Source organism: Sporomusaceae bacterium (assembly GCA_031460455.1).
Lineage (GTDB): Bacteria > Bacillota > Negativicutes > Sporomusales > UBA7701 > Anaeroselena.
The window spans coordinates 58,615-73,231 of the sequence record JAVKTQ010000001.1 but is presented as its reverse complement, the minus strand read 5'-3'; the positions used below and the strand labels follow the sequence as shown (position 1 = coordinate 73,231).

Sequence of the window (14,617 nt, the reverse complement as noted above, 5' to 3'; positions counted from 1 at the left end):
ATCTTGTTCTATTGCACAAACTTAATTATATCTTCATGGCCTGTCCGCTGTCAATTAACGCAACAAGGCGTCTAAAGCAGCTGGTTGTCGTTGATGACCAGGCCAAACTTGCAGTTTAAAAATTCGGCCGCCCGCCGGCACATGATCATACGGTTCAGGAAAATCTCGAAATACTCCATAACCGGGCAGATGGCCGTGTCGATGGTCAGCTCGAGGGTGATGGTGCCGCCCTCGCGGTCGATATTCAGGCGGCTGTCCTCGGCCGCGTAGTTCACTCTGTCATGGATTTCGAACTTGGCGAAATCGGTATGAGTCACCCGCGAACGGTGAACATCCGACTTGTCGGCGATGATGAGCGCCGAAGCTATGTGGTTGATGGCGTTGCCCCGCTCCTCCTCGTGGTTGCCGATCGCCGAAACGACCAGGGCGATCTCCTCAGGAGCCATGCCGAAACGGCTCAAGATGGCGTACGCCATCACCGCTCCCGTGCCGCCGTGGTTGTAACGGTTGACGAGGTTGGCGATATCGTGCAGATAGCCGGCCACACCGGCAAGCTCGCGGTCCCGCTCTCCGTAGCCAAGCTGCGCCAGCACGCGTCGGGCCCGCTCGGAAACAAGCGCGGCGTGCCGCCTGCCGTGTTCGGTGAAACCCAGCCGGCATAAGTACTCCGTGCTGCAGGATAAATAGACCCCGACCTCATGATCATCCTTCAGATCTGCCACAGTCAGTGCTGCCATTGTCAGTTCTCCCCGCGATGTACTCCAGTACCCGTTCGGTTACTTCTTCCCGCGACAGCGGATCGGTCTGGATGAAAAGGCTGGCGTGTTCCCGGGCGTCCCGCAGCCTTTCGCGCTGCGCCTCAAGCCGCTCTTCACCCCAGGGAACGGAACGCCGCCGGCGGATGACCGGCAATGACGCGTCCAGCATCACTACCACATCGGGGCTCTTCTTACGCCACAGCGCCTTTATCCCCGAATGTTCCTGGGCGACGTTGTGGGCATCGAGGCCCAACTCCCGCAGACGGTTGACCAGGGTCGTCTTGCCGCTGGCGCACGGCCCTACCACAACAATCCGCATCGCCTTCACCCGCTCAGTATGGAAACGAGACACTGAACCGCTGAATCCGGTGGGTCGAATCCCGGTCCGAAATGCCCATGACCACTACGGTCATGTCATCGCCAGGCCGGTAATCATCCAGCGTCAGAGCGTATTCCAATATATTCTCGGCGATAAATTCCACGTCGTCGGGGCCATTGTCTTCAAGAAGCTTCAGCAGGCGGCCATGGTCGATGGCATTGCCGCGCTTGCGGCCGGCCGCCTGAATGCCGTCAGTATAGGATACCAGAATTGTGCCCACATCGAGGGGGACTTGATTCATCAGCGGCTTCATATATTTGTGCACGCCAATGGGCGGGACCTCCTCATCGTAGACGGAAACGCCGAATTCGGTCTTCACCAGCACCGGGCAGTTGGCGTTGCGGGAAAATAGCAGCGTCTGGGCGTCGTAATCGGCGCTGAGAATGGTCAGGGTTGAGGATACCCGCCCGTCTTTCATGGCATAGAGGTAATCGTGGACCGTCCTGGCCACCGCGCCATCCCTCACACCTTCGGCGATCAGCGACGCCGCCCGGTTGATCACGAGGCTGCTGGTCTGCTTGGCCGCCTTGCCGCTGCCCTGACCGTCAGCGAAAATGGCAGAAATACCACCCCGTGGTCGTTCTGCCACCTCGAAACTGTCGCCGCATTCGGCGACCGCGTATTTGTTGGCTTTGGCAATGCCGATCCTGATCTCCACTTTGCCACCCCCATAAAAGACGGACATCACTGCGAAGCTATCCGCCCGACAGGGGCCGAAAGCCGGTTTCCGTCAAGAGATACTCCATTCGCACGTCATGCTCTTCGGCAGGAACCTCCGGCACTATCTGGGCCGACCAGGCGAGCCCCATACGGCAGGCGGACGCGGCCTTCGGCAGAAAACGGTCGTAATAGCCCGCTCCCATACCCACACGGCGTCCGGCGGCATCGAAAACCACGCCAGGGACGACGACAAGTTCGATGTCAACCGGGTCAATCCGCCGGGTTTTGGCCGGGTCGGGCATCTTGAGCCCAAGGCGGCCGGTCACGAGGCCGTCCCAGCCGTCGAGGACCGCGGCCTCCATGACGCCGTAAACCTCGCCCATCAGCGGCACGGCCACTATTTTCCCTTCCCGCCAGGCGTCCTCGATAAGTGCGGCCGTCTGAGGCTCGTCCGCCATCGGGAGATAAAACATCACAACCTTGGCGGCCCGGTATTTCGGCCACGCACAAAAATAGGCAGCGATAGCCTCGCTCCCCATTTTGATCTCCTCGGCAGAAAGGCTGCGCCGTATGGCGAGCATTTCCCGGCGCAGCCTCTGCTTGGCTTCCTTTCCGGAGGACATGACTAATCAGCCTTGCTTTTTACCGAAGCTATCGCCGCGCGGTTGAAGTCAAGCTCTACTTTTTCCGCTACTTTGATAGTTACGGTGTCGTCGCTGAACGCAGTGATGGTGCCGTGCAGACCACCGATGGTGACGATGCGGTCGCCTTTTTTCAGACTGCCGAGCATATCGGCGCGTTTTTGCTGATCTCTCTTCTGCGGCCTGTAGAACAGGAAGTAGAAGATAACGATCATGATTACAAACGGCGCCCATTGCATAATTTCCGGTGAAAGAAACTCCATACCAAATCACCTCCCGTTTTGTCCTCCCGATATATTCTGCGCCTTTCCCGTAATTCCTCTAAGGGGTTGGGTATTTAGCCCAAAACTCTTCACGGAAGGAAAGGAATCGGTCGTCGATTATCGCCCTGCGCATATCGCGCATGAACTTGATGAGAAAGTACAGATTATGGGTGGTCGTAAGCCGCAGGCCGAAGATTTCCTCGGCCTTGAGAAGATGACGGATATAGGCCCGCGAGAAGTTGCTGCAGGTATAGCAGCCGCAGTCCGGGTCGATCGGGCGGAAATCGCGGGCATACTCGGCATTTTTCAGCACCAGGCGGCCGCGGCTGGTCATAACCGTGCCGTTGCGGGCCACGCGGGTGGGGAAAACGCAGTCGAACATGTCTACACCGCGCATGACGCCCTCCACCAGGCAATCCGGCGTGCCCACGCCCATCAGGTAGCGGGGCTTGTCTACCGGCAGCAGGGGGACCGTCTCCTCCAGCATCTCGTACATCAGCGGTTTGGGTTCGCCGACGCTCAGGCCGCCGATTCCGTAGCCGGGGAATTTCATGCTGACAAGGTCGCGGGCGCTCATCGCCCTCAGATCCTTGTGCATCCCTCCCTGGACGATGCCGAACAGGGCCTGGTCCTTACGGGTATGGGTCTTGAGGCAGCGTTCCGCCCAGCGGGTTGTCCGCTCGGTGGAAGCTTTGGCGTAAGCGTGGTCGGCCGGGTAAGGCACACACTCGTCAAAGGCCATGATGATGTCCGCCCCCAGGGCCATTTGTACCTCGGTCGCCTTCTCCGGCGACAGAAATTGCTTCGAGCCGTCGATGTGAGACCGGAAGGCCACCCCTTCCTCGCCGATCTTGCGCAGCGGGCCGAGGCTGAAAACCTGGAAACCGCCGCTGTCGGTGAGGATACCGCGATCCCACTGCATAAAGGAATGGAGGCCGCCGGCCTCGGCGACCAGATCGTGCCCCGGCCGCAAAAACAAATGGTAGGTGTTGCTGAGAATGATGCCGGCCCCCATAGCCGCCAGTTCGTGGGGCGACATAGCCTTTACGGTGGCCTGGGTTCCCACCGGCATGAAGATCGGCGTATCGAAGACGCCGTGGGGGGTGTAGAGGCGACCGGCCCGCGCGCCGGTAGCCGGGCATTTTTTTATGAGTTCGAACGTAACAGCCATCGGAGAACCTCTCTCTATAATCTTTTCAAATAATCAGCATCGCATCGCCGAAGCTGAAAAACCGATACCGCTCCGCCACCGCTTCGCGGTAGGCGGCCAGGGCGTTTTCGCGGCCGGCGAAGGCGCTGACAAGCATCAACAGCGTCGACTTCGGCAGGTGAAAGTTGGTGAGAAGGGCGTCGACCATTTGGAAATGGTGGCCGGGGTAGATGAAGATGTCCGTCCACCCGCTGCCGGCCTCGATCCGCCCATCCCTGGCGACCGTTTCCAGCGTACGGACCGCGGTCGTGCCGACGGCGATTATCCGGCCGCCGCGTTCTTTGGCGCGGTTAACGGTGTCGGCCGCCGCCGGCGGGATGGAGTAGTATTCGCGGTGCATTTTATGGTCGAGGATGTTTTCCGCGCTTACCGGCCGGAAAGTGCCCAGGCCGACATGGAGGGTAAGGAAGGCAAGATTGATAGAGTTATCTGCCAGAGATGACAGTAATTTGTCAGTGAAATGCAAGCCCGCTGTAGGGGCGGCGGCTGAGCCGCGAGCTCGCGAATATACTGTCTGGTAGCGCTCCTTGTCTAGCAATTGTTCGTGTATATACGGCGGTAGCGGCGTCTCCCCCAGCCTGTCGAGCACTTCCTCGAAGATGCCGTTAAAACTAAAGCGGACGACACGTCCGCCAAAGTCGGTAACAGCAAGTATTTCCCCGCTCAGGTCGTCGCCGAAGTTTACCGTCGTCCCCGGCCGCAGTTTGCGGCCAGGCTTGACGAGGGTTTCCCACCGGTCGTCCGCCAGCCGGTTGAGGAGAAAAACCTCCACTTTGCCGCCGGTATCGGCCTTGGCGCCGACGAGGCGGGCGGGGATCACCCGCGTGTCGTTGAATACGAGCGTATCGCCGGGAACGAGATATGAGGGCAGGTCGTAGAAACGGCGGTGCGATACGGCGCCGTTACCTCTGCCAAGCACCAAAAGCCGCGACTGATCGCGGACTGCTGCGGGATGCTGGGCGATCAGTTCTTCCGGCAGATGATAGTCGAATTCGGATAGCTGCATAGGGGACTCCTCAGTAGAGTTTGCTTATCTCTACGCCTGTGTAGTAGTGTTTCAATATCTCTCGGAAATATGCGGTGTCGCCGGCCGGCGCCTTTTCGGCCATGGCTTTCGCGCCCCACTGGGAAAGACCGAGACCATGGCCCCAGCCGAAGCCGGTGAAGACGATGGTTTCGTTGGCCCGGCCGCTCAGGCTCCGGATGTTGGGTTTGTCAGCCTTGCTGGGCAGGGGTTTAACGTTGATCGGTACAGTCTTCGTATCGCGGTCGCCGTAACTGTCGGTTATCTCGAACTTTACCGCCTTTTCGGCCGGAAGGATCACTTTGATGTCAAAGAGGGTGCTGTTGAGGCCGAGGATGGTGCGCAGCTTGGCGCCGCTGATTACAGTGCTGCCGGCGCTGCCGCCAAGCCGGAGGTCTTTTATCCGGCCGGAAACGCCCCGATCAAAGCTAGTGACCGGCGGTTTGGTCAGCGGGGAAAGCTCGATGGTCTGCAGGCTGCCGATCTTTATGCCGGCGCCTTCCAGGGCAGCTTCCACTTCTTTCTGGGTCATCTGCTTCTCCCAGCTGTAGTGGGGAGAGCTTTGGTCGAAATCGGCGACGCCACGGAGGGAGGGGTGGTGACTTCCCCAGACGTTTTCGCTGTTTTCGGTGAAGCCGCCGCCGCTGCCGTGAAAGTAGGCCGGGACGGGTTTGCCTTTGTAGGTTACGATCAAGCCGCGGGTATCATCGACCGCCTTAGTGGCGCGGGCGTCCTCGGCGGTCTTGCCGCCGTAAACCTGGCAGTCGGTGGTGGCGCAGACGTCATACCCGTCGTCGCGGTGTTTGCCGTAGCTGTAGAGGGCGTAGGTACGGGCGGCGACCGCCTGGGCTTTCACCGCTTCCGCCGGCCAGGCGGGGGATATTTCGCGGGCGATGATGCCGTAGACGTATTCTTCGAGCGGCAGGGTATTCACGACGGTCATACCGTTTTTGCCGACGGTGCGGCGGATGCTGACCGTTCCCCTGTACTGGCGCCTGTTGACTTCAATAGCGGCGGAGGCTTTCGCCGGCAAAACGGTGACCAGTTCGCGGGCCGCGACCGGCTGACCGTTGATGGCCATGCCTGAAGCCGCATAGGTGACCATGATTTTCTCCTTGGCCTGGTAAGTGCCGATAGTTTCCTTGCTGTCGGCGTCGGCCAGGGAAAATCCTTCGGTCGCGGAAAGAACGATGCTGGTCTGGTTGGACCATAGGCCGACCTTGATGAGCGGCGGGGAGGTTTGAGCGGCCTCGGTCAGGGCGGCGGGCAGCAGGGCAAGCAGCAGCAGGCTCAGGATGAGGATAGCTTTGCGCATATATTCTCCTTTAGCCTAACGGCGGGTAAAAAGATTGAAGGCTACGGTCAGGATGACGCTTATGACGATACAGGTGACGACCGGGAAATAGAAGCTGAAGTTTTCCTTTTCGACGTGGATGTCGCCCGGCAGCCTCCCCAGCCAGGGTATCTTGGCGCCGAAGTGAAGCACCGCCCCGACGATGAGGAGGACGGCGCCGAATATCATCAGGGTTTTGCCGAGGGAGTCGAAGCCTGTGGGCATTGCAGGCGATCCTCCTTCCGCGGTTTATAGTAGCGGTCCCGTTCGCTGAAGATGCAGCCGCAGTAGGGCTGACGGTATAGCTCGAGCTCCTTGCTTATCCTGACCCCTTCCGTCCAGCCGGGCCGGAAGTCTATGTAGCAGAACGGCACGTTTTCCGACGCGGCGGCGCTTTCGCCGACTTCTTTGATGATCTCGTGGCGCTGATATGGGCTTACGAGCAGGGTGGTTGTGAAACAGTCGAAGCCGTGGTCCCCGGCATAGCGGGCGGCTTTCTCAAGCCGCAGTCCGTAGCAGGCGCGGCAGCGGTCGTCGCCGGCGGCCAGCGCCCGGACAAGGTAGTCCTCAAGGGTGTACGCGGCATCGACGACCAGGTCGAGGCCGACCTTGGCGGCGAATTCCCTGCTGGTTTCGAGGCGACGCGTAAATTCCTTGTAGGGATGAATGTTGGGGTTAAAGAAGTAGCCCACGATTTCGTGGCCCGCCTCACGCAGGTGTTGGACGGGAAAGGCGGCGCAGGGGCCGCAGCAGAGATGGAGCAGGATCTTCATTTATTTCACCAGAGCTTTTCTTGTTTTTCGCCGTTGTCGCTCTTGTAGGGGATGCCGACATGGTCATAGGCGGCGGGGGTGACGACGCGGCCGCGGGGAGTGCGGCTCAGCAGGCCGAGCTGCATGAGGAAGGGTTCGTAAACGTCCTCGATGGTGGCTGTTTCTTCGCTGATGGCGGCGGCGAGCGTTTCCACGCCGACCGGTCCGCCGCCGAACATGGCGATGATGGTTGTCAGCAGGCGCCGGTCGGTTTTGTCAAGGCCGCGGCGGTCGACTTCCAGCATGGCCAGGGCCTGGTCGGCGACTTGCTGGGTGATGACGCCGTCAGCGGCGACCTGGGCATAGTCGCGCACTCTTTTGAGGAGACGGTTGGCCACCCGGGGGGTGCCGCGGGAACGGCGGGCAATTTCCTCGGAGCCGCGGGCGTCGACGGCAATGTTCAGTATTTCCGAGGCCCGTTTTATAATACATTCGAGGTGCTGCTGTTCGTAGTATTCCAGACGGCAGACGACGCCGAACCGGTCGCGGAGCGGCGCGCTGAGCGCCCCGGCCCGGGTGGTGGCGCCGACAAGCGTGAAGCGCGGCAAATCGAGGCGGATGGAGCGGGCGCTGGGCCCTTTGCCGATGATGATGTCGAGTGCGTAGTCTTCCATGGCGGTGTAGAGGATTTCCTCGACGCCGCGGGGCAGACGGTGGATTTCGTCAATGAAGAGGACGTCCTTGTCGGCGAGGTTGGTGAGCAGGGCGGCGAGGTCGCCGGGGCGCTCGATGGCCGGCCCGGAAGTGACCCGGAAGCCAACGCCGAGTTCGTTGGCGATGATGCCGGCGAGGGTGGTCTTCCCCAGGCCCGGCGGTCCGTAAAGCAGGACGTGGTCGAGAGCTTCGCCGCGGGCGGCGGCGGCCTGGATGAAAACGGTGAGGTTCTGCTTTACCTGGTCCTGGCCGATGTATTCGCTGAGCCGCCGCGGCCGCAGGCTGTACTGCCAGGTGTCGACGTCCTGGACGCCGCCGGCGACGATTCTGTCTTCTTCCATGGGGGGCTACCTCCTGGCGAACTCTTTGAGGGCGAGTTTTATCATTTCTTCGGCGCTCTGCCCGTCGGCCTTGATCTTCTGGAGGACGGAACCGACTTCGCCCTGGCTGTAGCCCAGGGATATCAGCGCCTGAACAGCTTCCTGGCGGGCGTCCTGCGGTATTTCGGCGGACAGGCCGGTTTTGACGGCGGCGGGGGTGAAATCGTCCGGCAAGCCGAGTTTGTCTTTCAGTTCGAGGATGAGGCGCTCGGCAGTCTTTTTGCCGATGCCGGGGATGCGGGTCAGCATGGCGGCGTTTTTCTGGCTGATGGCGGCGCGGAATTCGGCCGGGCTGATTGCGGACAGCACGCCGAGAGCGACCTTGGGGCCGACGCCGGCGACCGTGATGAGGTGTTGGAAAAGTTCGTACTCGCCGCTGGTGGCAAACCCGAACAGCAGCATGGCGTCTTCGCGGACATTGAGATGGGTGAACAGGGTAACGGCCGCGCCGGCGGCAAGCTGCTGCCTGGTGGAGGCGGGGATGAAAACGCGGTAGCCGACTCCCTGGACGTCGAGGAAGCAGTGTTCGTTATACAGGTGGGTGACGGTGCCTTTCAGATAACCGATCATCGCTTGTTGTCCCTCATTTTGCTCAATGTGCTGGTGTGGGCGGTGCAGATGGCCACCGCCAGGGCGTCGGCCACGTCGTCGGGATGCGGTTTGGCCGGCAGACAGAGGAGTTTCTGAGTCATGTAGATGACCTGTTCCTTAGTGGCTTTGCCGTAACCGACGACAGCCTGCTTGACCTGCAGGGGGGTGCATTCGGTAACGGCGACGTCGTTGAGGGCGGCCGCGAGGAGTATGACGCCGCGGGCCTGACCGACGGTCATGGCGGTGGTGACGTTCTTGTTGAAGAAGAGCTGTTCGACGCCAACGATATCCGGCCGGTGCTCTTTGATGAGCGCGTCGATGGCGCGGAAGACGGCGGCGAGGCGGGCGGCGGTGTCGAGGGTGGAGCTTGTTTGCGCGGCTCCGTAAGCGACGGCCTGAATGCGGCTGCCTTCCTGCCGGACCACGCCCCAGCCGCAGATAGCGGTTCCTGGGTCGATGCCGAGTACGAGCATTTCTCGCCCTCCTTTGTCAAACGGTAATTCGACGGCCGGAAACCTTATTCCTCCATATTAGCGGGCTGCGATGGCGACGAAAAACCCACCCTCCGGTTGTCGGCAGGGTGGGCCATGCGTTTTGCTACCGGTATTCCCGCGGCTGCTCTTCGCCGTCCAGCACGCGAAGGGCGCCTTCGGCCAGCGCCTGTAGCTCATTTTCGCCCGGCACGACGGTGACGGGGGCGATGAAGGCCACGTATTCCTTGAGCTTGGCGGTCAGGTATTCGGAGTAGGCGATGCCGCCGGTGAGGATGATGTAATCTACCCTGCCGCAGACCGGCACGGCGGCGGCGGCGATGTAGCGGGCTATCTGGTAAATCATGGCGTTGTAGACGGTTTCGGCCTCTTTGTCGCCGGCCTTGATGCGCTTTTCGACCTCCCTAGCGTCGTTGGTGCCCAGACAGGCGACAAGTCCGCCTTTTCCGGCGAGCATTTTCGCCACGTCGCCTTTGCCGAGGCTGCGGTCGAGCACGAGCTCGGCGAACTGCCCCGCCTGGACGGTGCCGGCCCGCTCCGGGGTGAACGGTCCTTCGCCGTCGAGGGCGTTATTGACCTCTACCACCCGCCCCTGCCGATGGCAGCCGACCGAGATGCCGCCGCCGAGATGGGCGACGATGAGATTGAGTTCTTCGTACTTACGGTTGATGCCGTGGGCAAACCGTTTGGCGGTGGCCTTCTGGTTAAGGGCGTGGAAGATGCTCTTCTTGGTTATCTCTGGCCGGCCGGTTATCCGGGCGACGTCGTCGAGTTCGTCGACGACGACCGGGTCGACGATATAGGCGGGGATGGACGCTTCGGCGGCCAGCAGGTCGGCCAGTATGGCGCCGAGGTTGGAGGCGTGCGCTCCGTAGCGCGCGTTTTTCAGGTCGTCCAGCATCACCGTGTTGACGGTATACGTGCCGCTCAGCATCGGCTTGAGCAGGCCGCCGCGGCCGACGACGGCTGCGATGTCTCTCATGTTCAGCCCGTTGTGTTTGAGGATTTCGCGTATTTTTGCCAGACGGTAAGGGATTTGGGCCATGATGTCGGCAAACCCGGCCAGTTCCTCGGCGCTGTGGCTGAGGTTTTCGGTAAATATCTCGTGGCTGCCGGCAAAAACGGCTATCTTTGTCGAGGTCGACCCGGGGTTGATCGCCAAGATTCTCTCAGCCATGACTGTCCCACTCTCCTCAATGTGTCTTCTGCCGTACGCGGTACGGCGAATAAGGGCTAGAGTATTTCGACGCGGTCGCCGTTATTCAGCATGGCGGCGTTGGCTTCGTCGGTGTCGAGGTGCATTTCGAGCAGCCAGCCTACCAAGACTCTGACCAGCACGTTCTCGAAGACGAGCGGTCGGTGTTCGCTGTGGCACCTGACCCTAACAAAGTCGCGATCTTTGACGCCGAAGGCGGCGGCGTCCTCCGGGTCCATATGGATGTGCCGCCAGGCGGCGATGACGCCTTGCGGCAGTGTAACCGACCCGCAAGGACCGACCATGGTGATCGGCGGGGAGCCGTCAAGATCGCCGGAGTCGCGCACGGGCACGAATATCCCCAGCTTGAGGGCGTCGCTGCGCGATATCTCCACCTGGGAGGTCTTCCGTTCCGGCCCGAGGATACGGACTTTCTTGATCGTCCCGGTCGGCGATACCAGGTCGACGGTCTCCGCGGCCGCATAGTAACCGATCTGATATAGGTCTTTATAAGGTGTCAATTTGTGCCCGGCACCGAAAAGCACGTCCATATGTTCTTGACAAACATGGACGTGCCGGGCCGAGATCCCCACAGGGACGAGCTTTCCCGGCATCTACAAACACTCCTTGATATTTCGTTTCCGTCTGCCGAACGACGTTCTCATTTACAGAACACAATATAAATTCTATAATATTTGTCTTTTTTCCTGCTATTGTGGTGATGTATTTTGAATACAAATCCCGGTGGCTGACGCGAGGACGAGGCCACGGATAACGAAAAAGAGCGCGAGCACCCGGCTCACGCTCAGTTTGTTGATATTATTGAGCCTGCATCCCTTCAAGGGTACGCAGCAGCTCTTCCCTGGATTTGACGACCATGCCCCGCTTCAGTTCTTCGATGTCTTCGATGGTTAGTTGCTGGACGGGGATTCTGGTGATTTCTTTGACGATGGCCCGGGGGCCCGGCCGGCCTGAGTAGACGGCCACATACCCGTCCTTGACGCCGATAAACGTGTTGTTGGCGTGTTCGCGGCAATAGCTGTCGATTTTAAGGGATAGGACGGCTTCCTGGGTGTCGAATTTGTCCATCGTCCAGCCGGTGTATACCTTCTGTACCTGAGCGGCGGTGAGGCCGACGAGGTTGTCGGCCGGCTTGGAATGGAACGTTTCCTCGTCGCCGCATTTGAGGTAGGTGATTTTTTGGGTGAAATCGGTGGTGGCGGTGATTTTGATTTTCGTATCCTGCTTAGCGACCTCCGTGTCCCGCGCCGGGCTTTCTTTTCCCGGCCAGGGCAGAAGGCCGCTGCCGTAGGCTGCCGCAAACGCCGCCCCCGCGGCGAGCAATCCCGCCGCCAGCAGAATACGCCTTAAAACCTTTGGGGGAAAGGGCAACATGCAAAACCCTCCCTGGTATGTGATGCCTTCATTATTGCCAGAAGAGGGAAAAATTATACATATTTTGACGAAAGCAGTGTCGGCAGCCCTGGGTTGTCGAGAAGGCCCCAGATGCAAGACGCACCGGAGGATGACACCGGAAGCGTACACGTGCGTACGCTGAGGATGGCAGCCGAGGAGCAACGCCGCAGATGGGGCCTTATCGGCAACCCTGGCAAAGGAAAAAGCAGGCCGGCGGCCTGCTTAATCGTCCATCATATCATCAGGTATGTCGAAGTTGGCGTAGACTTCCTGGACGTCGTCGTGTTCTTCGAGGGCGTCCAGGAGTTTGAGCATCTTGACGGCGTCGTCGCCGGCCAGTTCGACGGTGGTCTGGGGGACCATGGTGATCTGGGCGGAGGCGGTTACGACTTTGGCGGTTTCCAGGGCGACGCGGACTTGCTCCCAGTCGTCCGGGGCGGTGGTTATTTCGTACTGGTCATCTTCGCTTTTGATGTCTTCGGCGCCGGCTTCAAGGGCGATGAGCATGAGGTCTTCCTCGTTTACGCCGGCTTTGTCGACAAGGAAGAGCCCTTTCTTGTCGAACATCCACGATACGCAGCCCGCTTCGCCGAGGTTGCCGCCGTATTTGGAGAACAGATGGCGGATGTCGGCCGCAGTGCGGTTGCGGTTGTCGGTCATGATTTCCAGCAGGACGGCTACGCCGCCGGGACCGTAGCCCTCGTAGGCGATTTCTTCGTAGTTGCCACCATCAAGCGCGCCGACGCCCTTCTGGATAGCCCGCTGGATGTTGTCTTTGGGCACGTTGTTTTCCTTGGCTTTCTGCAAAGCGAGCTTAAGCCGCATGTTTCCGGCCGGGTCGGCGCCTCCCGCCCGGGCGGCCACGGTGATCTCGCGGCTGATCTTGGTGGTTATCTTGCCGCGGATGGCATCCATTTTGCCTTTGCGGTGCTTTATGTTAGCCCATTTGGAGTGTCCTGACATACCGTTCCCCTCTCCTGTTGTTAAGTCAGGCTATATTTTAGCATAAGAGGACCGTTTTGAGAAGAGCGGTTGGTTATTCTTGTTGCCGCCGCGGCTATTTTTTTCGGCGGTGCAGGTCAATTTCCGGCCGGGCCGCGGTGTTATCTGGTGCGGTGGCAACCGGGGCCTGGCCGGCGTAGAGCTCCACAAGTTTAGCGGTCAGGCGCTGGTCGGCCATGGTGCCCGGCCCGCCGACACAGCCGCCCTGGCAGGCCATGCCTTCGAGGAAGTTGGCGTCGAGGGCGCCTTGCTGCATTTTCGTGAGGACGGCGAGGCAGTCGGCCAGTCCGTCGGCCCGTTGCGGCTTGAGCGCAGCGCCGGGAGCCAGGTGGGCGACGGTGTCAAGAACGGCCTGGGTGACGCCGCCGGCCCTGGCAAAGCCGATGCCGTCCCGCGAGGCGGCGGTGAGGTGGTCCCCGGCCTCAGTTTCGGCGACGTTGATGCCGGCGCCGACGAACATGGCGGCAAGTTCTTCGAAGGTGAGGACGAAATCGACGAGGTCGGGGTAGCGACGGGCCTCGGCTTTTTTGGCGACGCACGGACCGACGAATACTATCGCCGCCGACGGGTCTTCTTCTTTTACCGCTTTGGCGGCCGCGATCATCGGCGAGACGGTGGTGGAGACCCGGTCACCGGCGTCCGGGAGGTGTTTTTCGACCATAGCGACGAAAGCCGGGCAACAGGAGGTGGTCAGGAAGGGTTGTTCGGCAGGGACGGCGCGGGTAAATTCGCCGGCTTCGGCGAGCGCTACGGCGTCGGCGCCCAGAGCCACTTCCTTGACGCTGTGAAAACCAAGCCGGCCGATGGCGCCGATGATTTGTTCGGGTTTGACCTTCGGGCCGAACTGGCCGATGAAAGCCGGGGCTAGGAGGGCGTATACGCGTTGTCCGTCTTTGATCCGCTGGATGAGTTGAACGATCTCGGAGCGTTCGCTGATTGCTCCGAAGGGGCACGCGACTTTGCAGGCGCCGCACTGCACGCATTTTTCGTAGTCGATTACCGCCCGGCGGTCGCTGCCGGCGACGATGGCTTTGAGGTCGCAGGCCCGCTCGCAGGGGCGGCTGATTTCGATGATAGCGCCGTAGGAGCAGGAGCGCTTGCACATGCCGCATTCGATGCAGATGGTTTTATCGATGTAGGCGCGGTTTTGTACGACCATGATGGCTTTTTTCGGGCAGCTGGCGATGCAGTTATGGGCCAGACAGTTGCGGCAGGCGTCTGTGACGAGGAATTTATCTATGGGACAGCGGTCGCAGGCTTCGGGCAGCAGGTTGACCGCCGGCAGGTCGGCCCGTTCGCCGCCCAGCGCCTTGCCGGCCGCTTCGGCCAGCGGGGTGCCGATGGGCTGGCTGAGGGCCATGTTGATACGGTCTTTGAGCACGGCTCGTTCTTTATGGACGCAGCAGCGGTAGCGGGGGCCGTCCTCGGAGACGACGGTGCTAAGGATGCCGGCGATATTTTCTTCAAGAGTTCCTTCAAGTGCCAGGCGGCTTACTTCGGCCAGCACTTTCCGGCGGATTTTCGTTACTTCACTGACGTGCATTTCTTCCTCCTGATTTTACGGCAAGTTGTCTTCGATCACGGCCAGGGTGCGTTCGGGGGTCATTTCCGACAGAACGACGCCGTTTATTCTGGCATTGGGGCCTTTGCGGCAGGTTTTGAGGCAGGTGACGCCACGAAGGTCGATTTTGCCTCTTTTGTCGGGCGGCAGGGACTCGATGGCGTCGATAATGTCCTGGGAGCCCATGAGGTGACACGAGGTTCCCAGGCAGATTTCTACGAGCAGCGTGGACACGCGACAGTTCCTC

General features: G+C 60.5%; 19 protein-coding genes. All 19 read right to left on the bottom strand.

Translation table 11 applies throughout. The features are described 5' to 3' along the window. Nucleotides 1-71 precede the first annotated feature (71 nt). The 19 genes from RIN56_00410 to RIN56_00320 all read right to left on the bottom strand — a co-directional run bounded on the left by RIN56_00410 (nucleotide 72) and on the right by RIN56_00320 (nucleotide 14,604). On the bottom strand, nucleotides 72-737 hold the full coding sequence (locus RIN56_00410; GenBank protein MDR7865242.1) for an HD domain-containing protein: 666 nt from the start codon (nucleotides 735-737) through the stop codon (nucleotides 72-74). Continuing rightward, nucleotides 703-1,110, bottom strand: coding sequence for a hypothetical protein (locus tag RIN56_00405; protein MDR7865241.1), 408 nt, complete (start codon nucleotides 1,108-1,110; stop codon nucleotides 703-705). Before RIN56_00405 ends, RIN56_00410 begins: the two co-directional genes overlap by 35 nt. Beyond that, nucleotides 1,091-1,795, bottom strand: a complete 705-nt coding sequence (locus tag RIN56_00400; GenBank protein ID MDR7865240.1) for a PP2C family protein-serine/threonine phosphatase — start codon at nucleotides 1,793-1,795, stop codon at nucleotides 1,091-1,093. The genes RIN56_00405 and RIN56_00400 overlap by 20 nt, the downstream gene beginning before the upstream one ends. 37 nt (nucleotides 1,796-1,832) lie before the next feature. After that, nucleotides 1,833-2,420 (bottom strand): 5-formyltetrahydrofolate cyclo-ligase, encoded by a 588-nt coding sequence (locus RIN56_00395; GenBank protein ID MDR7865239.1) that lies wholly within the window; start codon nucleotides 2,418-2,420, stop codon nucleotides 1,833-1,835. A 2-nt stretch (nucleotides 2,421-2,422) separates the two neighbouring features. Further along, nucleotides 2,423-2,701: a preprotein translocase subunit YajC gene (gene yajC / locus RIN56_00390; protein MDR7865238.1), complete on the bottom strand. Its 279-nt coding sequence runs from the start codon at nucleotides 2,699-2,701 to the stop codon at nucleotides 2,423-2,425. Nucleotides 2,702-2,759: 58 nt separating this feature from the next. Then, a complete protein-coding gene (gene tgt / locus RIN56_00385; protein MDR7865237.1) occupies nucleotides 2,760-3,872 on the bottom strand; it encodes a tRNA guanosine(34) transglycosylase Tgt in 1,113 nt (370 codons plus the stop codon). Nucleotides 3,873-3,897: 25 nt separating this feature from the next. Then, nucleotides 3,898-4,917: a tRNA preQ1(34) S-adenosylmethionine ribosyltransferase-isomerase QueA gene (queA, locus tag RIN56_00380; protein MDR7865236.1), complete on the bottom strand. Its 1,020-nt coding sequence runs from the start codon at nucleotides 4,915-4,917 to the stop codon at nucleotides 3,898-3,900. A 10-nt stretch (nucleotides 4,918-4,927) separates the two neighbouring features. Continuing rightward, nucleotides 4,928-6,250 carry a SpoIID/LytB domain-containing protein gene (locus RIN56_00375; GenBank protein ID MDR7865235.1) on the bottom strand — a complete coding sequence of 441 codons (1,323 nt, stop codon included), beginning with the start codon at nucleotides 6,248-6,250 and terminating at the stop codon, nucleotides 4,928-4,930. 15 nt (nucleotides 6,251-6,265) lie between these two features. Next, the gene (locus tag RIN56_00370) at nucleotides 6,266-6,493 is read right to left on the bottom strand and encodes a DUF2905 domain-containing protein (protein MDR7865234.1); all 228 of its coding nucleotides are present in this window, start codon (nucleotides 6,491-6,493) and stop codon (nucleotides 6,266-6,268) included. Further along, a complete protein-coding gene (locus RIN56_00365; GenBank protein MDR7865233.1) occupies nucleotides 6,457-7,041 on the bottom strand; it encodes an epoxyqueuosine reductase QueH in 585 nt (194 codons plus the stop codon). The genes RIN56_00370 and RIN56_00365 overlap by 37 nt, the downstream gene beginning before the upstream one ends. 5 nt (nucleotides 7,042-7,046) lie before the next feature. Then, on the bottom strand, nucleotides 7,047-8,075 hold the full coding sequence (gene ruvB / locus RIN56_00360; protein ID MDR7865232.1) for a Holliday junction branch migration DNA helicase RuvB: 1,029 nt from the start codon (nucleotides 8,073-8,075) through the stop codon (nucleotides 7,047-7,049). A gap of 6 nt (nucleotides 8,076-8,081) precedes the next feature. Further along, on the bottom strand, nucleotides 8,082-8,684 hold the full coding sequence (ruvA, locus tag RIN56_00355; GenBank protein MDR7865231.1) for a Holliday junction branch migration protein RuvA: 603 nt from the start codon (nucleotides 8,682-8,684) through the stop codon (nucleotides 8,082-8,084). Beyond that, nucleotides 8,681-9,178, bottom strand: coding sequence for a crossover junction endodeoxyribonuclease RuvC (gene ruvC / locus RIN56_00350; GenBank protein ID MDR7865230.1), 498 nt, complete (start codon nucleotides 9,176-9,178; stop codon nucleotides 8,681-8,683). The genes ruvA and ruvC overlap by 4 nt, the downstream gene beginning before the upstream one ends. Before the next feature lie 124 nt (nucleotides 9,179-9,302). After that, entirely contained in the window at nucleotides 9,303-10,373 is a 1,071-nt protein-coding gene (gene buk / locus RIN56_00345) for a butyrate kinase (GenBank protein MDR7865229.1), read from the bottom strand. A gap of 56 nt (nucleotides 10,374-10,429) precedes the next feature. Continuing rightward, nucleotides 10,430-11,005, bottom strand: coding sequence for a phosphate propanoyltransferase (locus RIN56_00340; protein ID MDR7865228.1), 576 nt, complete (start codon nucleotides 11,003-11,005; stop codon nucleotides 10,430-10,432). Between the two features lie 205 nt (nucleotides 11,006-11,210). After that, nucleotides 11,211-11,786, bottom strand: coding sequence for a BofC C-terminal domain-containing protein (locus tag RIN56_00335; protein MDR7865227.1), 576 nt, complete (start codon nucleotides 11,784-11,786; stop codon nucleotides 11,211-11,213). Between the two features lie 243 nt (nucleotides 11,787-12,029). Beyond that, the gene (locus RIN56_00330) at nucleotides 12,030-12,770 is read right to left on the bottom strand and encodes a YebC/PmpR family DNA-binding transcriptional regulator (protein ID MDR7865226.1); all 741 of its coding nucleotides are present in this window, start codon (nucleotides 12,768-12,770) and stop codon (nucleotides 12,030-12,032) included. 94 nt (nucleotides 12,771-12,864) lie between these two features. Further along, nucleotides 12,865-14,352, bottom strand: coding sequence for a 4Fe-4S dicluster domain-containing protein (locus tag RIN56_00325; GenBank protein MDR7865225.1), 1,488 nt, complete (start codon nucleotides 14,350-14,352; stop codon nucleotides 12,865-12,867). 15 nt (nucleotides 14,353-14,367) lie between these two features. Then, nucleotides 14,368-14,604 carry an NAD(P)H-dependent oxidoreductase subunit E gene (locus tag RIN56_00320; protein ID MDR7865224.1) on the bottom strand — a complete coding sequence of 79 codons (237 nt, stop codon included), beginning with the start codon at nucleotides 14,602-14,604 and terminating at the stop codon, nucleotides 14,368-14,370. Between the last annotated feature and the right edge of the window lie 13 nt (nucleotides 14,605-14,617).